This is a genomic window from Agromyces sp. NPDC055661, from assembly GCF_053618135.1.
Map to the genome: position 1 here is coordinate 768,070 of NZ_JBSHHC010000002.1, position 24,445 is coordinate 792,514.

Annotated in this window: 21 protein-coding genes; all 21 read left to right on the forward strand. The window is 72.5% G+C overall.

The window, feature by feature from the left end; translation table 11 throughout:
• Positions 1-38: 38 nt before the first annotated feature.
• Positions 39-296, forward strand: coding sequence for a DNA-directed RNA polymerase subunit omega (gene rpoZ, locus ACWGO8_RS17170; protein WP_067947279.1), 258 nt, complete (start codon positions 39-41; stop codon positions 294-296).
• Between the two features lie 10 nt (positions 297-306).
• Positions 307-1,563 (forward strand): bifunctional phosphopantothenoylcysteine decarboxylase/phosphopantothenate--cysteine ligase CoaBC, encoded by a 1,257-nt coding sequence (gene coaBC / locus ACWGO8_RS17175; protein ID WP_452044196.1) that lies wholly within the window; start codon positions 307-309, stop codon positions 1,561-1,563.
• A complete protein-coding gene (gene metK / locus ACWGO8_RS17180) occupies positions 1,560-2,753 on the forward strand; it encodes a methionine adenosyltransferase (RefSeq protein WP_452044197.1) in 1,194 nt (397 codons plus the stop codon). The genes coaBC and metK overlap by 4 nt, the downstream gene beginning before the upstream one ends.
• Position 2,754: 1 nt before the next feature.
• Entirely contained in the window at positions 2,755-4,719 is a 1,965-nt protein-coding gene (locus ACWGO8_RS17185; protein ID WP_452044198.1) for a primosomal protein N' family DNA-binding protein, read from the forward strand.
• A gap of 69 nt (positions 4,720-4,788) precedes the next feature.
• On the forward strand, positions 4,789-5,727 hold the full coding sequence (gene fmt, locus ACWGO8_RS17190) for a methionyl-tRNA formyltransferase (protein ID WP_452044199.1): 939 nt from the start codon (positions 4,789-4,791) through the stop codon (positions 5,725-5,727).
• Positions 5,724-7,199, forward strand: a complete 1,476-nt coding sequence (locus tag ACWGO8_RS17195; RefSeq protein WP_452044200.1) for an RsmB/NOP family class I SAM-dependent RNA methyltransferase — start codon at positions 5,724-5,726, stop codon at positions 7,197-7,199. Before fmt ends, ACWGO8_RS17195 begins: the two co-directional genes overlap by 4 nt.
• Positions 7,200-7,209: 10 nt before the next feature.
• Positions 7,210-7,881, forward strand: a complete 672-nt coding sequence (gene rpe, locus ACWGO8_RS17200; protein ID WP_452044201.1) for a ribulose-phosphate 3-epimerase — start codon at positions 7,210-7,212, stop codon at positions 7,879-7,881.
• 9 nt (positions 7,882-7,890) lie between these two features.
• Positions 7,891-8,154, forward strand: coding sequence for a phosphoribosyl-ATP diphosphatase (locus ACWGO8_RS17205; protein WP_148734894.1), 264 nt, complete (start codon positions 7,891-7,893; stop codon positions 8,152-8,154).
• 45 nt (positions 8,155-8,199) lie between these two features.
• On the forward strand, positions 8,200-9,039 hold the full coding sequence (gene hisG, locus ACWGO8_RS17210; RefSeq protein ID WP_452044202.1) for an ATP phosphoribosyltransferase: 840 nt from the start codon (positions 8,200-8,202) through the stop codon (positions 9,037-9,039).
• Between the two features lie 10 nt (positions 9,040-9,049).
• Positions 9,050-9,811: an imidazole glycerol phosphate synthase subunit HisF gene (hisF, locus tag ACWGO8_RS17215; RefSeq protein ID WP_376954849.1), complete on the forward strand. Its 762-nt coding sequence runs from the start codon at positions 9,050-9,052 to the stop codon at positions 9,809-9,811.
• A complete protein-coding gene (hisI, locus tag ACWGO8_RS17220; protein WP_452044203.1) occupies positions 9,808-10,221 on the forward strand; it encodes a phosphoribosyl-AMP cyclohydrolase in 414 nt (137 codons plus the stop codon). Before hisF ends, hisI begins: the two co-directional genes overlap by 4 nt.
• Positions 10,222-10,255: 34 nt before the next feature.
• Positions 10,256-11,776, forward strand: coding sequence for an anthranilate synthase component I (locus ACWGO8_RS17225; RefSeq protein WP_452044204.1), 1,521 nt, complete (start codon positions 10,256-10,258; stop codon positions 11,774-11,776).
• Positions 11,773-12,579 carry a Trp biosynthesis-associated membrane protein gene (locus ACWGO8_RS17230; protein WP_452044205.1) on the forward strand — a complete coding sequence of 269 codons (807 nt, stop codon included), beginning with the start codon at positions 11,773-11,775 and terminating at the stop codon, positions 12,577-12,579. Before ACWGO8_RS17225 ends, ACWGO8_RS17230 begins: the two co-directional genes overlap by 4 nt.
• Positions 12,580-12,612: 33 nt before the next feature.
• Positions 12,613-12,843 (forward strand): DUF6704 family protein, encoded by a 231-nt coding sequence (locus tag ACWGO8_RS17235; protein ID WP_452044206.1) that lies wholly within the window; start codon positions 12,613-12,615, stop codon positions 12,841-12,843.
• 3 nt (positions 12,844-12,846) lie between these two features.
• Positions 12,847-13,617 carry an indole-3-glycerol phosphate synthase TrpC gene (gene trpC / locus ACWGO8_RS17240; protein ID WP_452044207.1) on the forward strand — a complete coding sequence of 257 codons (771 nt, stop codon included), beginning with the start codon at positions 12,847-12,849 and terminating at the stop codon, positions 13,615-13,617.
• Position 13,618: 1 nt separating this feature from the next.
• On the forward strand, positions 13,619-14,827 hold the full coding sequence (gene trpB, locus ACWGO8_RS17245; RefSeq protein WP_452044208.1) for a tryptophan synthase subunit beta: 1,209 nt from the start codon (positions 13,619-13,621) through the stop codon (positions 14,825-14,827).
• Positions 14,824-15,609 (forward strand): tryptophan synthase subunit alpha, encoded by a 786-nt coding sequence (gene trpA / locus ACWGO8_RS17250; RefSeq protein ID WP_452044209.1) that lies wholly within the window; start codon positions 14,824-14,826, stop codon positions 15,607-15,609. Before trpB ends, trpA begins: the two co-directional genes overlap by 4 nt.
• Before the next feature lie 59 nt (positions 15,610-15,668).
• Positions 15,669-16,679: a prolipoprotein diacylglyceryl transferase gene (gene lgt, locus ACWGO8_RS17255; RefSeq protein WP_452044210.1), complete on the forward strand. Its 1,011-nt coding sequence runs from the start codon at positions 15,669-15,671 to the stop codon at positions 16,677-16,679.
• A 91-nt stretch (positions 16,680-16,770) separates the two neighbouring features.
• On the forward strand, positions 16,771-21,363 hold the full coding sequence (gltB, locus tag ACWGO8_RS17260) for a glutamate synthase large subunit (RefSeq protein ID WP_452044211.1): 4,593 nt from the start codon (positions 16,771-16,773) through the stop codon (positions 21,361-21,363).
• A 53-nt stretch (positions 21,364-21,416) separates the two neighbouring features.
• Entirely contained in the window at positions 21,417-22,874 is a 1,458-nt protein-coding gene (locus tag ACWGO8_RS17265) for a glutamate synthase subunit beta (protein ID WP_376954837.1), read from the forward strand.
• An 85-nt stretch (positions 22,875-22,959) separates the two neighbouring features.
• Positions 22,960-24,375, forward strand: coding sequence for a pyruvate kinase (gene pyk / locus ACWGO8_RS17270; RefSeq protein WP_452044212.1), 1,416 nt, complete (start codon positions 22,960-22,962; stop codon positions 24,373-24,375).
• Positions 24,376-24,445: the final 70 nt, after the last annotated feature.

The window sequence follows — 24,445 nt, forward strand, 5'->3', positions numbered from 1 at the left end:
CACTCCGGTGCGCCCGTTCCGTCTGAAGGAGTTCCTCCATGGCTGAGAAGCTGTCCGGCATCATCGATCCGCCCATCGACGACCTGCTCTCGAAGGTCGACTCGAAGTACCAGCTCGTGATCTTCGCGTCGAAGCGCGCGCGCCAGATCAACGACTACTACGCGGACCTGCACGAGGGCAGCCTCTTCGACAACGTCGGGCCGCTCGTCGACTCGTCGATCGACGACAAGCCGCTGTCGGTCGCGCTCCACGAGATCAACGAGGACAAGCTCCGGCTCCGCCCCATCGGCGAATAGCACGGCGCGGATGTCGCGGCTCAACATCGTCGTCGGCATCACCGGCGGCATCGCGGCGTACAAGGCCGTCGGCGTCGTCCGCGCGCTCGTGCTCGCCGGGCACGACGTCCACGTCGTGCCCACCGAGGGCGCGCTCCGCTTCGTGGGCCGTCCGACGCTCGAGGCGATCTCGCGCAACCCCGTGCACACCGACCTCTACGAGGGTGTCGCCGAGGTCCGCCACGTCGCCATCGGTCAGGCCGCCGACCTCATCGTGATCGCGCCGGCCACGGCCAACACGATCGCGAAGCTCGCCACGGGCCTCGCCGACGACCTGCTCGGCAACACCGTGCTCGCCAGCGAGGCGCCGGTCGTCATCGCGCCCGCGATGCACACCGAGATGTGGCGGCATCCGGCGACCCAGGCGAACATCGCCACCCTCCGCTCGCGCGGGGTCACCGTCGTCGGGCCGGCCGTCGGCCAGCTCACGGGTGCCGACAGCGGGCCCGGGCGCATGGAGGAGCCCGACGTGATCGCGGCCGCCGCGCTCGAGGTCGCCGCGGCATCCGGTCGACGCGACCTCGCGGGCCTGCGCGTCGTCGTGACCGCCGGCGGCACGCGGGAGCCGCTCGATCCCGTGCGGTTCCTCGGCAACCGCTCCAGCGGCAAGCAGGGCGTCGCCATCGCCGAGGCCGCTCGCACGCGCGGCGCCGAGGTGACCCTCGTCGCCGCGAACCTCGAGGTGCCCGACCCGGACGGCTGCGACCTCCGCCGCGTCTCGACCGCGCTCGAGCTGCAGGATGCCGTGACCGACGCCGCACGCGGCGCCGACGTCGTGGTGATGGCGGCCGCCGTCGCCGACTACCGTCCGGCCGACGTGAGCGAGTCGAAGCTCAAGAAGGACGCGAGCGACGCCGGGCTGACGCTCGAGCTCGTGCGCAATCCCGACATCCTCGCCGGGCTCGGCCACGCGCCCCACGACGGCACGCTGCTCGTGGGCTTCGCCGCCGAGACCGAGCCCGACGACGAGAAGCTCCTCGCGCTCGGTCGCGCCAAGCGCGAGGCGAAGGGCGCAGACCTGCTCGTGGTGAACCGCGTGGGCTGGCACGAGGGGTTCGCGAGCGACGAGAACCGCATCGTGGTGATCGGACCCGACGGCGGCATCGTCACACGAGCACACGGAACGAAGACATCAGTGGCCCATGACATCCTCGACGTGGTTGTCTCGATGGTGACGACCTCAGCGGCCGACGCCGACACCACGAAGGAACACGAGCCCACGACATGAGCGCACTCCGACTGTTCACCTCCGAATCCGTCACCGAGGGTCACCCCGACAAGATCTGCGACCAGGTCTCCGACTCGATCCTCGACGCGCTGCTCACCGTCGACCCGCACGCCCGCGTCGCCGTCGAGACGCTCGTCACGACCGGACTCGTCCACGTGGCGGGCGAGGTGACGACGACCGGGTACGTCGAGATCCCGGCCATCGTGCGCGACCGCGTGACCTCGATCGGCTACAACTCGTCGGACGTGTGGTTCGACGGCCGCTCGTGCGGCGTCTCCGTGTCGATCGGGGGGCAATCGCCCGACATCGCGCAGGGCGTCGACAACGCCTTCGAGACCCGCGAGCGCGACAGCGACGACGCCCTCGACCGTCAGGGCGCGGGCGACCAGGGCATCATGTTCGGCTACGCCACCCGCGAGACCCGCGAGCTCATGCCCGTGCCGATCTGGCTCGCGCACCGGCTCGCCGAGCGGCTCGCCGCGGTGCGCAAGCAGGGCGAGCTCGACTACCTGCGTCCCGACGGCAAGACCCAGGTCACCGTCGGCTACGACGGACAGGTGCCGCGCACGATCGAGACCGTCGTGCTCTCGACGCAGCACTCGCCGGCCGTCTCGACCGAGCAGCTGCGCGCCGAGGTCGAGGAGCTCGTGATCCAGCCGGTGCTCGAGACCGTCGAGCTCTCGCGCTCCGACCTCTCGGTGCTCATCAACCCGACCGGCCGCTTCGAGATCGGCGGACCGCAGGGCGACGCGGGCCTCACCGGGCGCAAGATCATCATCGACACGTACGGCGGTGCGAGCCGGCACGGCGGCGGCGCCTTCAGCGGCAAGGACCCGTCGAAGGTCGACCGCTCGGCGGCGTACGCCATGCGCTGGGTCGCGAAGAACGCGGTCGCGGCCGGGCTCGCCGATCGGATCGAGCTGCAGGTCGCGTACGCGATCGGCAAGGCGGCGCCCGTCGGCCTCTACGTCGAGACGTTCGGCACCGCCCACGTGCCCGACGAGCGCATCATCGGCGCGATCCGCGAGGTGTTCGACCTTCGGCCTGCGGCGATCATCCGCGACCTCGACCTGCTGCGCCCGATCTACGCGAAGACCGCGACCTACGGCCACTTCGGCCGCGAACTGCCCGAGTTCACCTGGGAGCGGCTCGACCGCCTCGACGACCTCCGCAGCGCCGCCGGGCTCTGACGTGCCGGGCGGCGCCGTCGCCAGGGTGCTCGTCGACTCGCCCCTGCCGCAGCTCGACCAGCTCTTCGACTACGCGGTGCCCGAACCCCTCCGCGAGCGGGCGCGCCCCGGGGTCCGGGTGCGCGTGCCGCTGCGCACCGGCGGCCGGATCGCCGACGGGTGGCTCGTCGAGCTCGCCGACACGAGCGAGTACGGCGGCACGCTGAGCGAGCTCGAGGACGTCGTTTCGGACGTGCCCACGCTCGTCCCCGACGTGTGGACGCTCGCGCGCGCCGTCGCCGACCGGGCCGCGGGCAACGCGAGCGACATCCTGCGCCTCGCCGTCCCCAGCCGCTACGTGCGGGTCGAGCGGTCGTGGCTCGCCTCGCCGCCCGACCCCGGCCCCCTGCCCGACGCGCCCCCGCCGATCCACGGGGCGCCGGCCGGCGCGATCGAAGGGGGCATCGACCGCGGCGAGCGGATGACCCTCGGCGCGGATCCGCGTCCGCTGCGGCTGCCGACGGGGGAGTGGGTCGGCGCGTGGGCCGTCTCGCTGGCGCAGGCGGCCGCCCACGCGTTGCACGGCGACCGCTCGGCGCTGCTCGTCGTGCCCGACTACCGCGACCAGGAGCAGCTCGAGGCGGCGCTCCACGCCCTCGTCGACCCGCGACGCGTGCTGCGCACCGACGCCCGCCAGTCGGGCGGCGACCGCTACCGCGCGTTCCTCGACGCCACGCGCGACGACGCCCGCATCATCGTCGGCAACCGCTCGACCGTGTACGCGCCGGCCGCCCGACTCGGCCTGATCGCGATCTGGGACGACGGCGACGCGCTCCTCAACGAACCGCTCGCCCCGGGCGTGCATCCGCGTGACGCGGCGCTCGTGCGCCAGGAGCAGAGCAGTGCCGCGCTGCTCTTCGCGGCCCACACCCGCAGCGTCGAGGTCGAGCGGCTCGTCGGGATCGGCTGGGTGCATGCGATCGAGCCGGCCGCGCAGGTGCGCCCGAAGGTCGTCATGACCGAGCAGCAGGCGAGCCCCGAGCCGGGATCGGCGCGCATCCCGTCGGCGGCCTGGCGGCAGGCGCAGGAGGCCGTCCGCGAGGGCCCGGTCCTCGTGCAGGTCGCCCGCCCGGGCAACGCCCCACTGCTCGCGTGCGACCGCTGCCGGGAGCCGGCCCATTGCGCGGCCTGCGGGGGCACGCTCGTGGTGCCGCGCGGCGGCGGCGACCCGCGCTGCGTGCTGTGCGGCACGAGCGCGGGCGGCTGGCGCTGCCCGGTGTGCGACGGCACGCGCCTGCGCGCGGCGACCGTGGGCGCGAGCCGCACCGCCGAGGAGCTCGGCCGCGCCTTCCCGCGCGCCCGGGTGATCCTCTCCGACGGCGAACGTCCCGTGCTGCGCGTCGGCGCCGAGCCGGCGCTCGTCGTCGCCACGCGCGGCGCCGAGCCCCTCGCCGACGGCGGCTACCGGGCCGTCCTGCTCCTCGACGGCGAGCGGATGCTGCTGCGGGAGTCCCTGCGCGTCGCCGAGGACTGCCTGCGGTGGTGGTCGAACGCCAGCGCGCTGGCGGCTCCGGGCGCGCCGGTGTTCCTCGTGGGCGTCGGCGGCGCGCTGGCCACGGCGCTCTCGACGTGGCGCCAACCCGAGTGGGCGGCCACCGAGCTGGCGGCGCGGCGCGCGCTGCGCTTCCCGCCCGCGGTGCGGGTCGCGAGCGTCACCGCCGGGCACGCCGCCGTCACGCGGGCCGTCGACGCGATGCGCGGCATCGCGGGCGTCGACGTGCTCGGACCGGCGCCCACCGGCGACGAGGACGCGAGCCTGCAGCGGGCGATCGTGCGGTTCGACTACGGCGCGGGCGCACGGGTCGCGCGCGAGCTGCGCGCCGAGATGATCCGCGTGGCGACCGAGCGACGGCGGCCCGTCGCCGGGCGACCCGTGCGGCGACCGCCGGTGCTGCGCGTGCGGTTCGACGACCCAGACGTGCCCTGACACCGCCTGCGATGCTGCCGGCTCGTCGGTCCCGCGCCTGCCGTGCGCGGCCGTCGGCCACAATGGAGTGTGCAGAAGCTCCGTCTCGTGTTCGCCGGCACGCCGGCCGCCGCCGTCCCGTCGCTCGAACGACTCGCCGCGAGCGGGCACGAGATCGTGGCGGTGGTCACGCGCCCCGCGGCGCCGCAGGGGCGCAAGCGCGTCCTGACGCCCGCGCCGGTCGCCACCGCGGCCGAGCGACTCGGGCTCGCCGTCATCGAGGCAGCGCGGCTCGACGAGCCGACGACGCAGCGCATCCTCGGGCTCGAACCCGACCTCGGCGTCATCGTCGCCTACGGCGGCCTCGTCCGCGAGCCGCTGCTGTCGGCGCCCTCGCACGGCTGGATCAACCTGCACTTCTCGCTCCTGCCGGCCTGGCGCGGTGCCGCCCCCGTGCAGCACGCACTCATCGCCGGCGACGCCGAGACCGGGGCATCCGTGTTCCAGCTCGTGCCCGAGCTCGACGCGGGCGACGTGTTCGCCATGCGGGCCCGACCGTCGGGCGACGGCACCGCAGGCGAGCTGCTCGACACCCTCGCGCACGAGGGCGCCGACCTGCTCGCCGAGGTGGTCGACGGCATCGCCGACGGATCGGCCTCCGCGACGCCGCAGGCGGGCGAGCCCACGTTCGCGCCGAAGCTCGGCATCGACGACGCGCGGCTCGACTGGACGGCTTCCGCCGACGCGGTGCGCAGCCGCTTCCGCGGCGTCACGCCCGAGCCCGGCGCGTGGACCACGGTCGACGAGCAGCGCGTCAAGGTGCTCGACCTCGGCGAGGCGAGCAAGACGCCGGCGACGGATGCCGCGGCGCTCGCCCCGGGCGCCCTCGAGCTCGTCGGGCGACGCCTCCTCGTCGGCACCGGCACGGGCGCGCTCGAGCTGCACCGCGTCCAGCCGGCCGGCCGCACCGCGATGTCCGCGGCGGACTGGTGGCGCGGCTCCGGCCGCGACGGGGCGGTGGCGCGATGAGCGCCGAGCGGGGCGGAGGCGGCGCACGCGGCGCCCGCGGGCACGGCCCCGCACGCAACCGCACCGGCCGCCGCGACGAACGCGTCTCGCCCGCACGGCTCGTGGCGTACGACGTGCTCGCGGCCGTGCGCGCCGATGAGGCCTACGCGAACCTGCTCCTGCCCGTGCGCATCCGCCGGGCCGGGCTGAGCAAGGCCGACGCCGCGCTCGCGACCGAGCTCACCTACGGCACGCTCCGTCGGCAGGGCACGTACGACCAGGTCATCGAGCTCGCCGCCGGCCGCCCGACGTCCGCGATCGACCCCGCCGTGCTCGACGTGCTGCGGCTCGGCGCGCACCAGCTGCTCGCGACCCGGGTGCCGACGCACGCCGCGGTCAACGAGCAGGTCGCGCTCGCCCGCCGGGTCGAGCCGAAGGCAGCGGGCTTCGCGAACGCGGTGCTGCGCACGATCTCCCGCACGTCGCCCGAGGGCTGGCGCGAGCTCATCGCAGAGGGCGCGCACAGCGAGGAGGAGCGCCTCGCGCGCCTCGAGAGCCACCCCGAGTGGATCGTGCGCGCGTTCCGCGCCGCGCTCGAGCACGAGGGCCGCGGCGACGAGCTCGAAGCGCTGCTCGCCGCGGACAACGCCTCGCCCCGCGTGAACCTCGCGGTGCTCCCGGGCCTCGGCGCCGACGTCGACGACTTCCCGGGCTTCGAACCCGACCGGTACTCGCCGATCGGCGGCGTCGCCGACGACGCGATCGCCGCGGCCGAGTCCTCCGAGGGTCGGGTCCGCGTGCAGGACGAGGGGTCGCAGCTCGCCGCGCTCGCCCTCACCCGCGCGGCACCGGTGCGGCCGGGGGAGCGCTGGCTCGACCTGTGCGCCGGCCCCGGCGGCAAGACCGCCGTGCTCGCCGCCGAGGCCGCCTCGGGCGGCGCAGTGCTCGCCGCGAACGAGCTCGTCCCGACCCGCGCCGACCTCGTACGCAGAGCGATCGCGGGGGTGCCGCTGCCCGTCGAGGTCCGCGTGGGCGACGGCCGAGCGGTCGACGCGGCCGAGTTCGGCGCCCCCGACGGGTTCGACCGCATCCTCCTCGACGCCCCGTGCACCGGGCTCGGCGCGCTCCGGCGACGGCCGGAGGCGCGGTGGCGCAAGGCGCCGTCCGACGTCGCCGAGCTGACGCGGCTGCAGGGCGACCTGTTCGACGCTGCGGTGCGAGCGCTCGCACCGGGCGGCATCCTCGCGTACGTCACCTGCTCGCCGCACACCGCCGAGACCCACGGGACGCTGAACGCGGCGCTCCGGCGATGGGGCGGCGGCATCCGGCAGCTCGACACGCAGGCCGTCGTGCAGGGCGTGGCGCGGCATCCGCTCGACCTCGCCGGTGCGCCCGAGACCGCGCAGCTCTGGCCGCACCGTCACGGCACCGACGCGATGTTCGTCGCGCTCGTGCAGCGAACGACGACGGATGCCCCGGAGGCCGCTCGCTAGGCTTGGCGGCATGACGACGCGCATCAACCCGAGCATCCTCGCCGCGGACTTCGCGAACCTCGAGCGCGAGCTCGGGCGCATCGCGTCGGCCGACCTGGTGCACGTCGACATCATGGACAACCACTTCGTGCCGAACCTCACGTTCGGCCTGCCGATGGTCGAGCGGCTGCAGCAGGTCTCGCCCATCCCGCTCGACGTGCACCTCATGATCGACGACCCCGACCGCTGGGCGCCGGGCTACGCCGAGGCCGGCGCGGCCTCGGTCACGTTCCACGCCGAGGCGGCGGGCGAGCCCGTGTCGCTCGCACGGCGGCTGCGCGAGATCGGCGCGCGCGCGGGCATCGCGCTGAAGCCGGGCACGGATGCCACGCCCTACCTCGACCTCCTGCCCGAGTTCGACCAGGTGCTGATCATGACCGTCGAGCCGGGCTTCGGCGGACAGTCATTCATCCCCGAGACCATGCCGAAGCTGCGCCGCGTGGCCGACGCCGTGCGCAACGCAGGCCTCGACGTGTGGCTGCAGGTCGACGGCGGCATCACCGCCGATACCATCGGCATCGCCGCCGAAGCGGGCGCGAACACGTTCGTCGCGGGCTCCGCCGTGTTCGGCGGCGAAGTGCCGGCCGAGCGCATCGCGTCGCTGCGCGACGCCGCGTCGGCGCACACCCACGCGCACCGGTAGCCTAAGGGAGTGAAATCCTTCGACGACCTCTTCGTCGAGCTCAGCGACAAGGCCACCACCCGCCCAGAGGGTTCCGGCACCGTGCGCCAGCTCGACGCGGGCGTGCACGCCATCGGCAAGAAGATCGTCGAGGAGGCGGCCGAGGTCTGGATGGCCGCCGAGTACCAGGGCGACGACGAGACCGCCGAGGAGATCTCGCAGCTGCTCTACCACCTGCAGGTGCTCATGCTCGCGAAGGGCCTGACGCTCGCCGACGTGTACCGACATCTCTGATCCGCCATGACCGCAGATCGATTCCGTCGACACGAAAGCCAGGGAATGCTCCGAATCGCCGTGCCCAACAAGGGCTCGCTCTCCGATACCGCCGCGCAGATGCTCTACGAGGCCGGGTACACCGGCCGCCGCGACCCGCGCGAGCTCATCGTCGCCGACCCCCGCAACGGGGTCGAGTTCTTCTACCTCCGCCCGCGTGACATCGCCACGTACGTCGGCTCCGGCGCGCTCGACGTGGGCGTCACCGGCCGTGACCTGCTGCTCGACTCGGGCTCCGACGCGACCGAGATCGCACCGCTCGGGTTCGGCGACTCGACCTTCCGCTTCGCCGGCCCGCCCGGGGCGTACTCGGTGCTCGCCGACCTGCAGGGCGTCCGGGTCGCGACGAGCTACCCGGGCCTCGTCGGCGCCTTCCTCGAGCGCAACGGCGTCACGGCCAAGCTCGTGAAGCTCGACGGCGCCGTCGAGTCGGCCGTGCGGCTCGGGGTCGCGGATGCCGTCGCCGACGTCGTCTCGACCGGGGGCACGCTGCGCAAGGCGGGCCTCGACATCTTCGGCCCGGTCATCCTCGACTCCGAGGCCGTGCTCATCGGCTCCGGCATCGAGAAGCCGGGCACGAACACGCTCATGCGGCGCCTCCAGGGCGTGCTCGTCGCCCGGCAGTACGTGATGCTCGACTACGACGTGCCCCTGACCGCGCTCGAGGCCGCCACGGCCGTCGCGCCGGGTTTCGAGTCGCCCACGGTGTCGCCGCTCCACGACAAGGACTGGGCGGCCGTGCGCGTCATGATCCCGCGCGTGGACATGAACCACGTCATGGACGACCTGTACGCACTGGGCGCGCGGGCGATCCTCGTGAGCGCGATCCACGCGGCACGACTGTAGGGGAGCGCGCATGTCCCTCGCCGTCCGAGTGATCCCGTGCCTCGACGTGGCCGGCGGCCGCGTCGTCAAGGGCGTCAACTTCCAGAACCTGCGCGACGCGGGCGACCCCGTCGAGCTCGCCGCGCGCTACTCCGACCAGGGCGCCGACGAGCTCACGTTCCTCGACGTCACCGCGACCGTCGACGACCGGTCCACCACCTACGGGATGGTGCAGCGCGTCGCCGAGCAGGTCTTCATCCCGCTGACCGTCGGCGGCGGCGTGCGCTCCGCCGAGGACGTCGCGCGCCTGCTCGGGCACGGCGCCGACAAGATCGGCGTGAACAGCGCCGCAATCGCGCGCCCGCAGCTCGTCGCCGAGATCGCCGACCGGTTCGGCGCGCAGGTGTGCGTGCTCTCGCTCGACGTGAAGCGCTCCGACCGCACGCCGTCGGGCTTCGTCGTGACGACGCACGGCGGCCGCACCGAGACCGACCTCGACGCGCTCGAGTGGGCGCGCACCGCCATCGAGCTCGGCGCGGGCGAGCTGCTCGTGAACTCCATCGACGCCGACGGCACGAAGCAGGGCTTCGACCTCGAGCTCACGGCGCTCATGCACGAGCTCGCGAGCGTCCCCGTGATCGCCTCGGGCGGTGCCGGCGCCGTCGGCGACTTCGGGCCGGCGATCGCCGCGGGTGCCGACGCGGTGCTCGCGGCATCCGTGTTCCACAACGGCGAGATCACCATCGCCGAGGTCAAGGCCGCCCTCGCGGCCGAGGGGAGGGTCGTGCGATGAGCGAACCGGGCGACGAGGAGCTTGAGCGTGACGACGAGGCGTGGACGCCTGACGGATCCCCGCTCGACCGCGCGACCTTCAATGCCGACGGGCTGCTGCCGGCGATCATCCAGCAGGAGGGCACCGGCGAGGTGCTCATGCTCGGCTGGATGGACCGGGAGGCCATGCGGCGCACGCTCACCGAGGGCCGAGTGACCTTCTGGTCCCGCTCGCGACAGGAGTACTGGCGCAAGGGCGACACCTCGGGCCACGTGCAGTACGTGCGCGCCGCCGCCCTCGACTGCGACGCGGACACGCTGCTCGTCACGGTCGAGCAGGTCGGCGCGGCCTGCCACACCGGCACGCGCACCTGCTTCGACGGCGACCCGCTCGAGGTGCGGAAGGGCATCGCGCCCGCTGCGGCCGACTGACGACCCCACCCGCCGAGACGACGAGGAGACCCGAGTGCCCGCCACCACGAGCTTCGAGGAGTTCACCGCGCTGCTGCCCGGCCGCCGCGTCGTCCCCGTGACGCGAGAGCTCTTCGCCGACGGGGAGACGCCGGTCGGCATCTACCGCAAGCTCGCCGAGGGGCGACCGGGCACGTTCCTGCTCGAGTCCGCCGAGCAGGGCGGCATCTGGTCGCGGTACTCGTTCGTGGGCGCCTCGTCCTACGGCGTGCTCACCGAGCACGACGGCCGCGTCGAGTGGCAGGACTACGGGCTGAGCGCGGAACGCGCCTTGGGCGACGCCGCGGACCTCGCGCCGCTCGCCGCCCTCGAGGCGCTGTTCGAGCGCTGGCGCACCGAGGACGTGCCGGGCGCGCCGCCGCTCACCGGCGGCCTCGTGGGCTTCATCGGGTGGGAGGCGATCCGCCAGATCGAGCACCTGCCGAATCGCCCGCCCGCCGACTTCCCGATGCCGGGACAGGCGTTCTCGTTCGTGTCGGAGCTCGTCGTGATCGACCACCGCACCGGCACCGTGCAGCTCGTGGCATCCGTGCTCAACGACGGCGACGACGCGGCCGATGCGCTCTGGGTCGACGCGCAGGAGCGACTCGACCGGATGCAGCGGCGCCTCGCCCGCCCGTCCGAGGCGTGGCTCGCCGAGATCGACCTCTCGACCGCCGCGAGCCCCGCGCAACGCACCGAGAAGGCCGACTTCCTCGCCGCCGTCGAGCGATCGAAGGAGTACATCCGCGAGGGCGACATCTTCCAGGTCGTGATCGCGCAGCGGTTCGAGCTCGAGGCGACCGCGCACCCGCTCGACGTCTACCGCGTGCTGCGCAGCCTCAACCCGAGCCCGTACATGTACGTGCTGCACCTCGAGGACCCGGCGGGCGAGCCGTACTGGATCGTGGGCTCGTCGCCCGAGGCGCTCGTGAAGGTGCAGGACGGCCGCGTGTTCACGCACCCGATCGCGGGGTCCAAGCCGCGCGGCGCGACGCCCGAGCAGGACGCCGAGCTCGAGGCCGAGCTCGTGGCCGACCCGAAGGAGCAGGCCGAGCACCTCATGCTGGTCGACCTGGCCCGCAACGACCTCGCGAAGGTCTGCCTCGCGGGATCGGTCGAGGTCACCGAGTTCATGCGCGTCGAGCGGTTCAGCCACATCATGCACCTCGTCTCGTCGGTCGAGGGCGACCTGCGGGATGACGCGAACGCGGTCGACGTGTTCCGTGCGACCTTCCCGGCCGGCACGCTCTCGGGCGCGCCGAAGCCGCGCGCGCTCGAGATCATCGACGAGCTGGAGCCCGCGCAGCGCGGCCTGTACGGCGGCGTCGTCGGGTACTTCGGCTTCGGCGGCGACGCCGACCTCGCGATCGCGATCCGCACGGCCACCATCTCGGGCGGCGTGGCGCGCGTGCAGGCGGGCGGCGGCCTCGTGGCCGACTCGGTGCCCGAGTCCGAGTTCCAGGAGTCGGTGAACAAGGCCGCGGCGCCGCTGCGCGCGGTCGCCGTCGCGAACGCGATGCGGAGGGTCGAGTGACCGCCGCGCGCATGAAGCTGCCGGTCATCGTCGTCACGATCATCGGCGCCGGCCTCGCGCTGCTCTCGTGGAGCCAGACCTGGTACGAGCTCCGGCTCGCGGATGCCGCGGCGGGCGGCGAGGCGATCGCCGTGCCCGGCAGCGTCGCCTCGCCCGCCCTCGCCGCGCTCGGCCTCGCCGGGCTGGCGCTCGTCGCCGCGCTGGCGATCGCCGGACCGGGCATCCGGATCGTCCTCGGCGTGCTCGAGATCCTCCTCGGCGGCTGCGTCCTCCTCGCGGCCGGCGTCTCGCTGGGCGATCCGGTGGCCGCGGTCGCCCCGGCGGTCACGGATGCCACGGGCGTCACCGGCTCCGGACCGACCGCCGAGCTCGTGGCCTCGGCGACCGCCACCGCGTGGCCCGTCGCGGCGATCGCCGGCGGCGTGCTGCTCGTCCTCGCGGGGATCGCCGTGCTCGTCACCGGCACCCGCTGGCCCGCGTCCTCGCGCCGGTATCGCGGAGTGCGCCTGGCCGACACCGAGGAGCCCGGCTCGGCCGGGGACCGCGAGCGCGCGGCATCCGATCGCGCCGTCGACGACTGGGACGAGCTCAGCCGCGGGGACGACCCCACCGACGACCAGCCCGACGCGGCCGACGACGAGCCCGACGCGGCCGACGACGAGCCCGCCGCGACCCGTTCGACCGACCCGCCCGACACCCCCGCGGCATCCGCCCGAGCCGATGCGGACGACGCGACGGCGGTGCCCGACGTGCCCGCCGACGACGCCGCGACGGGCGAAGGCCCGACCGGTGCCAGCCGCTAGACTGACCCCCGAACCCCGCAACGAAGGAGCATCATGAGCACTGAGCACGCAGATCCCGGCCACGGACACTCGCCCGCGGCGTGGACCTCCGTCACGATCATGCTCATCGCGTTCGTCATCGGCACGGTCGCGTTCTTCTTCGACGTGCAGTGGCTCGTCTGGGCCTCCGCGGGCCTGCTCCTCATCGGCGCCATCGTCGGCTGGATCCTCGCCCGCGCCGGCTACGGCGTCGGCGGCGCGAAGACCGCCGAGAGGGTGCACTGACGCGTGCTGTCCGAGCTGACGGCGAATGCGGTCGCCGATTCTCTGTCGCGCCGTGAGGCGCGCCCCCTCGCCGAGGTCGAGCGCGCCGCGCTCGCGCGTCCGGCGGCCATCGACGCCCTCGAGGTGCTGAGCCCCGCCGAGCACATCAAGGTCATCGCCGAGATCAAGCGCTCGAGCCCGTCGCGCGGCGCGCTGGCGCAGATCGCCGACCCCGCCGCGCTCGCCCGCACCTACGAACTGGGCGGGGCGAGCGCGATCAGCGTGCTCACCGAGGGGCGCCGCTTCGGCGGGTCGCTCGACGACCTCGAGGCGGTGCGCGCCGCCGTGGCGCTGCCCGTGCTGCGCAAGGACTTCATCGCGACGCCGTACCAGGTGCTCGAGGCCCGCGCCGCCGGCGCCGACCTCGTGCTCCTCATCGTCGCGGCGCTCGACGACGCCATCCTGCGCGAGCTCTTCGACCTCATCGTCGAGCTCGGCATGACGCCGCTCGTCGAGACGCACTCCGCCGAGGAGCTCGACCGGGCCGCCGCGCTCGGCGCCCGGCTCATCGGCGTGAACGCCCGCGACCTCTCCTCGTTCGAGCTCGACCGCGACCTCTTCGGCCGGCTCGCCGCGCGCTTCCCGGCCGACGCGATCAAGGTCGCCGAGTCCGCGGTGCTGTCGGCGGCCGACGTGGCGCACTACCGCGCCGCGGGCGCCGACGTCGTCCTCGTCGGCGAGGCGCTCGTCACGGGCGACCCCATCGAAAACCTCCGAGCCTTCCTGGCGGTGTGACATGGCGCTGAGAGCGCAGACCGGTCCGTACTTCGGCGACTTCGGCGGGCGCTTCGTGCCCGAGTCCCTCGTCGCCGCCCTCGACGAGCTGGGCGAGGCGTACGACCTCGCGAAGCTCGACCCCGCGTTCGGCGAGGAGCTCGCCGAGCTCGGCCGCAGCTACACGGGGCGGCCATCGATCATCACCGAGGTGCCGCGGTTCGCCGCGCACGCCGGCGGTGCGCGCATCATCCTGAAGCGCGAGGACCTGAACCACACGGGCTCGCACAAGATCAACAACGTGCTCGGCCAGGCGCTGCTGACGAAGCGCATCGGCAAGACGCGTGTGATCGCCGAGACGGGCGCCGGCCAGCACGGCGTCGCCACGGCGACCGCGGCGGCCCTGTTCGGCCTCGAGTGCACGATCTACATGGGCGAGGTCGACACCGAGCGCCAGGCGCTCAACGTCGCGCGCATGCGGCTGCTCGGCGCCGAGGTCGTCGCGGTGAAGGCGGGCTCGCGCACGCTCAAGGACGCCATCAACGAGGCGATGCGCGACTGGGTCACGAACGTGGCGACCACCAACTACATCTTCGGCACGGTCGCCGGCCCGCACCCATTCCCCGAGATGGTTCGCGACTTCCAGAAGATCATCGGCGAGGAGGCCCGCCAGCAGGTGCTCGACCTCACCGGTGCGCTGCCCACCGCGGTCACCGCGTGCGTCGGCGGCGGTTCGAACGCGATCGGCATCTTCCACGCCTTCCTCGACGACGCCGCCGTACGCCTCGTCGGCTACGAGGCCGGCGGCGAGGGCGTCGACACCGAGCGCCACGCCGCGACCATCACCAAGGGCCGCCCCGGCGTGCTGCACGGCGCCCGCAGCTACCTGCTCCAGGACGAGGACGGCCAGACGATCGAGTCGCACTCGATCTCGGCGGGCCTCGACTACCCGGGCGTCGGCCCCGAGCACGCCTGGCTCGCCGCGATCGGCCGTGCCGAGTACCTCCCGGTGACGGATGCCGCCGCCATGGAGGCGCTCCGCCTGCTCACGCGCACCGAGGGCATCATCCCCGCCATCGAGTCGGCGCACGCCCTCGCGGGCACGCTCGAGCTCGGCCGCGAGCTCGGACCCGACGCCACGATCCTCGTGAGCCTTTCGGGTCGGGGCGACAAGGACATGGACACCGCGGCGAAGTACTTCGACCTGTACGACGAGGGAGCTTCCGAATGAGGACGGTCGGGCCGGTCATCCGCCGCCGCAACGAGGAGGCGCGGGGCGCCCTCATCGGCTACCTCCCGGTCGGCTTCCCGACGCTCGACGAGAGCGTCGAGGCCGCCGTCGCGCTCGTCGAGCACGGCGTGGACGTGCTCGAGCTCGGGCTGCCGTACTCCGACCCGGTCATGGACGGACCGGTCATCCAGGCGGCGACGCAGCGGGCCCTCCAGAACGGGTTCCGCCTCGCCGACGGCTTCGAGGCGGTGCGTCGCATCACCGAGCGCACGGATGCCCCGGTGCTGATCATGACCTACTGGAACCCCGTCGTGCAGTACGGCGTCGACCGCTTCGCCGACGACCTCGCCGCGGCCGGGGGAGCGGGCCTCATCACGCCCGACCTCATCCCCGACGAGGCGGCGGACTGGATCGCGGCATCCGAGCGCACCGGGCTCGACCGCGTCTTCCTCGCGGCGCCCACCTCGACCGACGCGCGCATCGCGCAGGCCGTCGATGCGAGCCGCGGCTTCGTCTACGCCGTCTCGACCATGGGCATCACGGGCGCGCGCAGCGACGTCGACCACGCCGCGCGGACGCTCGTGTCCCGCCTCGCCGACGCGGGCTCGCCCGCGAGCTGCGTCGGCCTGGGCATCTCCACGGCCGCGCAGGTGTCCGAGGTGCTCGAGTACGCCGACGGCGCGATCGTCGGCTCGGCGCTCGTGAAGGCGCTGGCCGACGGCGGGGTCGCCGCCGCCGGCGAGCTGGCGGCGGAGCTCGCACGCGGCACGCAGCCCGAGTGAAGTACGCTCTTGGAGGCCGCCACGGCGGCCGCACCCCCTGACGAAAGGCAGTCGACGGCGTGATCGCTCCGTTCAGCATCCCGAGCCCGGATTACGCGTGGCAGGTCCTCGAGATCCCGATCTTCGGCTGGACCCTGAACATCCACATGTACGCGCTGTGCATCCTCGCGGGCATCGTGCTCGCGGTGATCATCACCGGTCGCCGCCTCACGAAGCGCGGCGCCGAGCCCGGCGTCGTGCTCGACATCGCGCTGTGGGCGGTGCCGCTCGGCATCATCGGCGCGCGCCTGTACCACGTACTCACGCACCCCGACGACTACTTCTACCCGGGCGCCAACGTCTGGAACCCGTTCCAGCCGGGCGCGATCTGGAACATCTGGGAGGGCGGCAACGCCATCTACGGCTCGCTGATCGGCGGCGCCATCGGTGTCCTGATCGGCTGCCGCTTCACCGGCATCCGGTTCTGGTCGTTCGCCGACGCGCTCGCGCCGGGCCTCCTGGTGGCCCAGGCCGTCGGCCGCCTCGGCAACTGGTTCAACCACGAGCTGTTCGGCATGCCGACCGACCTGCCGTGGGGTCTCCAGATCGAGTCCGACAACGCCGCGTTCCCGGCCGGCCTCGCCGCCGGCACGCTGTTCCACCCCACGTTCCTCTACGAGATCGTCTGGAACCTCGCGGGCGCCGCGCTCATCATCTTCCTCGAGCGCCGCATCAACCTGCGCTGGGGCAAGGCGTTCGCGCTCTACCTGATCTGGTACGGCACGGGCCGCGCGTTCTTCGAGGCGATCCGCGTCGATCCGAGCGAGATGTTCCTCGGCGTGCGCGTGAACGTGTGGGCGTCGTGGGCCGCGGTCGTGCTCGGCATCGTCCTCTACTTCGTGCAGCGCCGCCGGCACCTCGGCGACGAGCCCTCGCCGTACGTTCCCGGCCGTGAATGGAAGGGACCCGACGCTGAGGTAGACTCAGACGAAATCGAGTCCGACTCCGACTCTCTCGACGATGGCGTCGAGGGTGAGAACACCACGGGCGAGACCGCAGCCACAAGCTCGAGCCGGTCCAGCACTCCGTAGCGTCCAGCGCACGTTCTCCGACGCGACGCCGCACCATGCGTCGCGACATCCCTTCGATGGGCCGACGACGTCCCCCGCTGTTATCTAGTTGATGAGGACGGTCCACGTGTCGCTCACTCCACCCTTCTCGAGGTTCGGTCTCGTTCCCGACGCGCAGGGCATGTACGACCCCGCCGCCGAGAAGGACGCCTGCGGCCTCGCGATGGTCGCGACGCTCCGCGGCACCGCGGGGCACGACATCATCACGGCCGCACTCGACGCGCTGCGACACCTCGAGCACCGCGGAGCGGTCGGCTCCGACGCCGGCACCGGCGACGGTGCGGGCATCATCACCCAGGTCCCCGACGCGTTCCTCCGCGCGGTCGTGCCGTTCGGCCTGCCGGATGCGGGCTCCTACGCGGTCGGCAACGCGTTCCTCCCCGTCGACCCCACCACGCGCTCGAGCGTCAAGCGCCGGCTCGCGCAGCTCGCGGCATCCGAGGGGCTCGAGGTCATCGGATGGCGCGAGGTGCCAGTTCGGCCCGATGAGCTCGGCACGCTGGCCCGCGCCGCCATGCCCGTGGTGCAGCAGCTCTACGTGCAGTCGTCGGCGACGACCTCCGAGGGCGACCGCCTCTCGGGCATCGCCCTCGACCGGCTCGCGTTCCGGCTCCGCAAGCGCGCCGAGCGCGAGATCGAGCTCTACTTCGCGTCGCTGTCGTGCCGCACGCTCGTCTACAAGGGCATGGTCACGACGCTCCAGCTCGAGCCGTTCTACCCCGACCTCTCCGACGAGCGGTTCGCGTCGAAGCTCGCGCTCGTGCACTCGCGCTACTCGACCAACACGTTCCCGTCGTGGCCGCTCGCGCAGCCGTTCCGCATGATCGCGCACAACGGCGAGATCAACACGATCCAGGGCAACCGCAACTGGATGCGGGCGCGCCAGTCGCAGCTCGAGTCGGAGCTGCTCGGCGACCTCGACCCGATCCTGCCCATCGTCACGCCCGGCGCGAGCGACTCGGCCTCGTTCGACGAGGTCGTCGAGCTGCTCACGCTCTCGGGCCGCAGCCTCCCGCACGCGGTCATGATGATGGTGCCCGAGGCGTGGGAGAACCAGACCGAGATCGACCCCACCCGCCGGGAGTTCTACGAGTACCACTCGATGCTCATGGAGCCGTGGGACGGCCCCGCCGCGATCGTCTTCACGGACGGCTCGCTCGTCGGCGCGACGCTCGACCGCAACGGCCTCCGCCCCGGCCGGTACCTCGTCACCGACGACGGCCTCGTCGTGCTCGCGAGCGAGATCGGCGTGCTCGACATCGACGAGTCGAGGATCGTCCGCAAGGGCCGCCTGCAGCCCGGACGCATGTTCCTCGTCGACACCGAGGCCGGCCGCCTCATCGAGGACGATGAGATCAAGGCCGAGCTCGCGGCATCCGAGCCGTGGGGCGAATGGCTCGACGCTGGTCGCATCCGGCTCGCCGAGCTGCCCGAGCGCGAGCACATCGTGCACCCGCCCGCCTCGGTCAACCGTCGCCAGAAGACCTTCGGCTACACCGAGGAGGAGGTGAAGATCCTCCTCACGCCGATGGCGCGCACCGGCCAGGAGCCGCTCGGCGCGATGGGATCCGACACCCCGATCGCGGTGCTCTCGAAGCGTCCGCGCCTGCTCTTCGACTACTTCACCCAGCAGTTCGCGCAGGTCACGAACCCGCCGCTCGACTCGATCCGCGAAGCGGTCGTCACGTCGCTCGGCTCCTCGCTCGGACCCGAGCGCAACCTGCTCGACGCCGGACCCGAGCACGCGCGCCAGGTCGTCCTCGACTTCCCGGTCATCGACAACGACGAACTCGCGAAGATCGTGCACATCGACCCGCGCATCGGCTCGCGCACCACGAAGACGCTGAAGGGCCTCTACCGCGTCGACGACGGCCCCGAGGCGATGCGCGCGCGGCTCGACGAGCTCTGCGACGAGGTCGACGAGGCCATCGAGGAGGGCGCCTCGTTCATCGTCCTGAGCGACCGCGACTCGACCAAGGACCTCGCGCCGATCCCGTCGCTGCTCATGCTCTCCGCGGTGCACCACCACCTCATCCGGTCGCAGACCCGCATGAAGGTCGGCCTCGTCGTCGAGGCCGGCGACGTGCGCGAGGTGCACCACATCGCGCTGCTCGTGGGCTTCGGGGCATCCGCCGTGAACCCCTACCTCGCGATGGAGACCTGCGAGGACCTGGTGCGCTCCGGCGTCATCACGGGCGTCACGCCCGAGCAGGCCGTGCACAACGTGATCAAGGCGCTCGGCAAGGGCGTGCTGAAGATCATGTCGAAGATGGGCATCTCGACCATCTCGTCCTACGCGGGCGCCCAGGCGTTCGAGGCCGTCGGCCTCTCGCAGGAGTTCATCGACGAGTACTTCACGGGCACCACCTCGAAGCTCGGCGGCGTCGGCATCGACGTCATCGCGGCCGAGAACGTGCACCGCCACCGCGTGGCCTATCCCGAGGACGTCGCCGTGCGAGCGCACGAGCGCCTCGCGACGGGCGGGGAGTACCAGTGGCGCCGCGACGGGTCGCCGCACCTCTTCAACCCCGAGACGGTGTTCCGCCTGCAGCACGCGACGCGGAACCGCCGCTACGACGTGTTCCGCGAGTACACCTCGCTCGTGGACTCGCAGGCCGAGGACCTCATGACGCTGCGCGGCATGTTCGCGCTCCGCACGGGCGTGCGGCCGCCTGTCCCCATCGACGAGGTCGAGTCGATCGAGTCGATCGTGAAGCGGTTCTCCACCGGCGCGATGAGCTACGGCTCCATCTCGAAGGAGGCGCACGAGACCCTCGCGATCGCGATGAACCGGCTCGGCGCCAAGTCGAACACGGGTGAGGGCGGCGAGGACCTCGACCGCCTGCTCGACCCCGAACGGCGCAGCGCGATCAAGCAGGTCGCCTCGGGTCGCTTCGGCGTCACGAGCATGTACCTCACCCACGCCGACGACATCCAGATCAAGCTCGCCCAGGGCGCGAAGCCCGGCGAGGGCGGCCAACTTCCGCCGACGAAGGTGTACCCGTGGGTCGCGCGCACGCGGCACGCGACCGCCGGCGTCGGGCTCATCTCGCCGCCGCCGCACCACGACATCTACTCGATCGAAGACCTGAAGCAGCTCATCTTCGACCTGAAGCGGGCGAACCCCAAGGCGCGCGTGCACGTGAAGCTCGTGAGCCAGTCGGGCATCGGCGCGGTCGCGGCCGGCACGGCCAAGGCCCTCGCCGACGTCATCCTCGTGTCGGGGCACGACGGCGGCACCGGCGCGAGCCCGCTGAACTCGCTGAAGCACGCGGGCACGCCGTGGGAGCTCGGACTCGCCGAGACGCAGCAGACGCTCATGCTGAACGGCATGCGCGACCGGGTCGTCGTGCAGGTCGACGGGCAGCTGAAGTCGGGTCGCGACGTCATCGTCGGCGCCCTGCTCGGCGCCGAGGAGTTCGGCTTCGCCACGGCGCCGCTCGTGGTGGAGGGCTGCGTCATGATGCGCGTCTGCCACCTCGACACGTGCCCGGTCGGCGTCGCCACGCAGAACCCCGAGCTGCGCAAGCGCTTCACGGGCAAGCCCGAGTTCGTGGTCAACTTCTTCGAGTTCATCGCGCAGGAGGTGCGGGAGTACCTCGCCGAGCTCGGCTACCGCTCGCTCGACGAGGTCATCGGCCGCCGCGACCTGCTCGACGTCGACCGCGCGGTCGAGCACTGGAAGGCTTCGGGCCTCGACCTCACGCCCGTGCTCGTCGGCCCCGACTTCTCGGAGTCCGAGCCGCGCCGCAACCTCCGCCAGCAGGACCACGAACTCGACGAGCACTTCGACAACGAGCTCATCCGCCGCGGTGCGATCGTGCTCGAGCAGGGCGGCAGCGTCGAGATCACGCTGCCGATCCGCAACACCGAGCGCGCCGTCGGCACGATGCTCGGCCACGAGGTGACCGTCCGCCACGGCGAGCACGGCCTCCCGTCGGGTTCGATCGACGTGACGCTGACCGGCTCGGCCGGCCAGTCGCTCGGCGCGTTCCTGCCGAGCGGCATCACGCTGCGCCTCGAGGGCGACTCGAACGACTACGTCGGCAAGGGACTCTCGGGCGGCCAGCTCATCCTGCGTCCCTCGCGCGACAGCGGCTTCGTCGCCGAGCGCAACGTCATCGCGGGCAACGTGATCGGCTACGGCGCGACGCGCGGCAGCATGTTCATCCGCGGCATCGTCGGCGAGCGGTTCCTCGTGCGCAACTCGGGCGCCACCGCCGTGGTCGAGGGCGTGGGCGACCACGCGCTCGAGTACATGACGGGCGGCCTGGCGCTCATCCTCGGCGAAACCGGCCGCAACCTCGGCGCGGGCATGTCGGGCGGCACCGCCTACGTGCTCGGCCTGCGCGAGGGCCGCGTGAACCGCGAGGCGCTGAGCACCGGCGAGCTCGAGCTGCTCCCGCTCGGGAGCGCCGACATCGAGATCGTGCGCGACCTGCTCGAGCAGCACCTCGAGCAGACCGACTCCGCGGTCGCCGCGCAACTGCTCGCCGAAGGCGAGGCCGCGTTCGACCGCTTCACGAAGGTGCTGCCGCGCGACTACGCGGCGGTGCTCCGTACCCGCCAGAACGCGGTCGACGAGGGGCTGGACCCCGACGGTGACGTGGTGTGGACCAGAATCCTGGAGGTGACGGGTGGCTGAGACGACCGAGGTGTGGACGCGAGCCGTGTCCATGAACCGCATGGAGGTGACGGGTGGCTGACCCGAAGGGCTTTCTGAAGGTCACCGAGCGGGAGCTGCCCAAGCGGCGCCCCGTGCCGGTGCGCATCATGGACTGGAAAGAGGTCTACGAGCAGGGCGACCCCGCCCAGCTCCGCCGCCAGGCCGGCCGCTGCATGGACTGCGGCATCCCGTTCTGCCACCAGGGCTGCCCGCTCGGCAACCTGATCCCCGAGTGGAACGACCTCATGTACCGCGGCGAGGGCCGCGCCGCGATCGAGCGCCTGCACGCGACGAACAACTTCCCGGAATTCACCGGCCGCCTCTGCCCGGCTCCGTGCGAGTCGGCGTGCGTGCTCGGCATCAACCAGCCCGCCGTCACGATCAAGCAGGTCGAGGTCTCGATCATCGACCAGGCATTCGGCAACGGCTGGGTGCAGCCGCAGCCGCCCGGGCGCCTCACCGGCAAGACCGTGGCCGTCGTCGGCTCGGGCCCGGCGGGGCTCGCCGCCGCGCAGCAGCTCACGCGCGCCGGACACACGGTCGCGGTGTTCGAGCGCGACGACCGCATCGGCGGCCTGCTCCGCTACGGCATCCCCGACTTCAAGATGGAGAAGAAGCACCTCGACGCGCGGCTCGCGCAGATGACCGCCGAGGGCACCCGCTTCCGCGCGGGCGTGAACATCGGCGTCGACATCACGTGGGAGCAGCTCCGCGAGCGGTACGACGCGGTCGTGGTCGCCACGGGCGCACTCGTGCCCCGCGACCTGCCGATCCCCGGGCGCGACCTGCCGGGCGTGCACTTCGCCATGGAGTACCTCGTGCAGTCGAACCGCCACCTCGCGGGCGACGAGGTCTTCGACCAGATCACGGCCGAGGGCAAGCACGTCGTCGTCCTCGGCGGCGGCGACACCGGCGCCGACTGCATCGGCACCGCGCACCGCCAGGGCGCGCTCTCCGTGACGAACCTCGCGATCGGCAAGCAGCCGAGCCCGTCGCGTCCGTCCGAGCAGCCGTGGCCGATGCACCCGACGCTGTTCGAGGTGCAGAGCGCGCACGAGGAGGGCGGCGTCCGCCAGTACCTCGCCTCGACCGTCGAGTTCCTCGCGAACGACGCCGGCGAGGTGCGCGCCATCCGCGTCGCGGAGACGGAGTACCTCGACGGCCGCCGCGTGCCGAAGGCGGGCACGGAGCGCGAGATCCCCGCGGACCTCGTGCTCCTCTCGCTCGGCTTCACCGGCCCCGAGACGCGCGAGCTCGACGAGCAGCTGCAGCTGCCCGTCACCGACCGCGGCAACATCGCCCGCGACGCCGACTACAGCACCGCCCAGCCGGGCGTGTTCGTCGCCGGCGACGCCGGACGCGGACAGTCCCTCATCGTGTGGGCCATCGCCGAGGGCCGCGCTGCGGCATCCGCCGTTGACCGGTACCTTGAAGGCGACACCGAGTTGCCGAGCCCGATCGCCGCGCACGCCCGCGCCTTCGCGATCTAGCCCACGCGGAGCGCCGTCGGCGCGACGCACGACCCACGACCAACGAACCCAGCGCCTCGGCGCGGAACACGGGAGCACACACCAGATGAGACGAGCGAAGATCGTCGCCACCCTCGGGCCGGCGACGTCGAGCTATGAGCAGATCCGGGCGATCATCGATGCCGGCGTCGACGTCGCGCGCATGAACCTCAGCCACGGCACCTACGACGTGCACGAGGGCGTCTACCAGAACGTCCGGAAGGCGGCGAACGACTCCGGCCGCGCGGTCGCGGTGCTCATCGACCTCCAGGGCCCGAAGATCCGCCTCGGCAAGTTCGAGAACGGCCCCCACGAGCTCGCCGAGGGCGACATCTTCAAGATCACCACCGAGGAGATCCTCGGCACCAAGGAGATCGTCGGCACGACCTTCAAGGGCCTGCCGCAGGATGTGAAGGCCGGCGACCACCTGCTCATCGACGACGGCAAGGTTCGCGTCGAGGTCGTCGAGACCGACGGCACCGTCGTCACGACCAAGGTCGTCGTCGCCGGCCCGGTCTCGAACAACAAGGGCATCAACCTCCCCGGCGTCGCGGTCAACGTGCCCGCGCTCTCGGACAAGGACGAGGCCGACCTGCGCTGGGGCCTCGAGCTCGGCGCCGACCTCATCGCCCTCTCGTTCGTGCGGAACGCCGCCGACGTCGAGCGCGTGCGCGAGATCATGGACGAGGTCGGCCGTCGCGTGCCGGTCATCGCCAAGATCGAGAAGCCGCAGGCCGTCGACGCGCTCGAGGAGATCGTCGAGGCCTTCGACGCCATCATGGTCGCCCGCGGCGACCTCGGCGTCGAGCTGCCGCTCGAGGCAGTGCCCATCGTGCAGAAGCGCGCCATCGAGATCGCCCGTCGCCTCGCGAAGCCCGTCATCGTGGCGACGCAGATGCTCGAGTCGATGATCCACAGTCCGGTGCCCACGCGCGCCGAGACCTCCGACGTCGCGAACGCCATCCTCGACGGCGCCGACGCGGTCATGCTGTCGGGCGAGACGAGCGTCGGCGAGTATCCGGTGATCACGGTCAAGACCATGGCGCGCATCGTCGAGTCGACGGAGCAGCACGGACTCGAGCGCATCCCGCCGCTCGGCACCAAGCCGCGCACGCAGGCCGGCGCGATCACGCTCGCCGCCGTCGAGGTGGCGGACTTCGTCGAGGCCAAGTACCTCTGCGTCTTCACCGAGACCGGGGAGTCGGTGCGTCGGATGACCCGCATCCGCTCGGTCATCCCGATCCTCGCGTTCACGCCCGACCCCGCCATCCGGCGCCGCATGGCGCTCAACTGGGGCGTCGAGTCGTTCGTCGTGGACCGCGTGACGCACACCGACCAGATGGTCGGCCAGGTCGACGACGTGCTCGCGAAGACCGGCATGGCCGTGAACGGCGAGAAGGTCGTCATCATCTCGGGATCCCCTCCCGGCATCCCCGGCACCACCAACGACGTGCGCGTGCACGTCGTCGGCGAGGTGCTCTAGCCCAAGCCCTCGGCGAGAGCCGATCCCGACGGCCCGGTCGATCGACCGGGCCGTCGGCGCGTCCATGGCA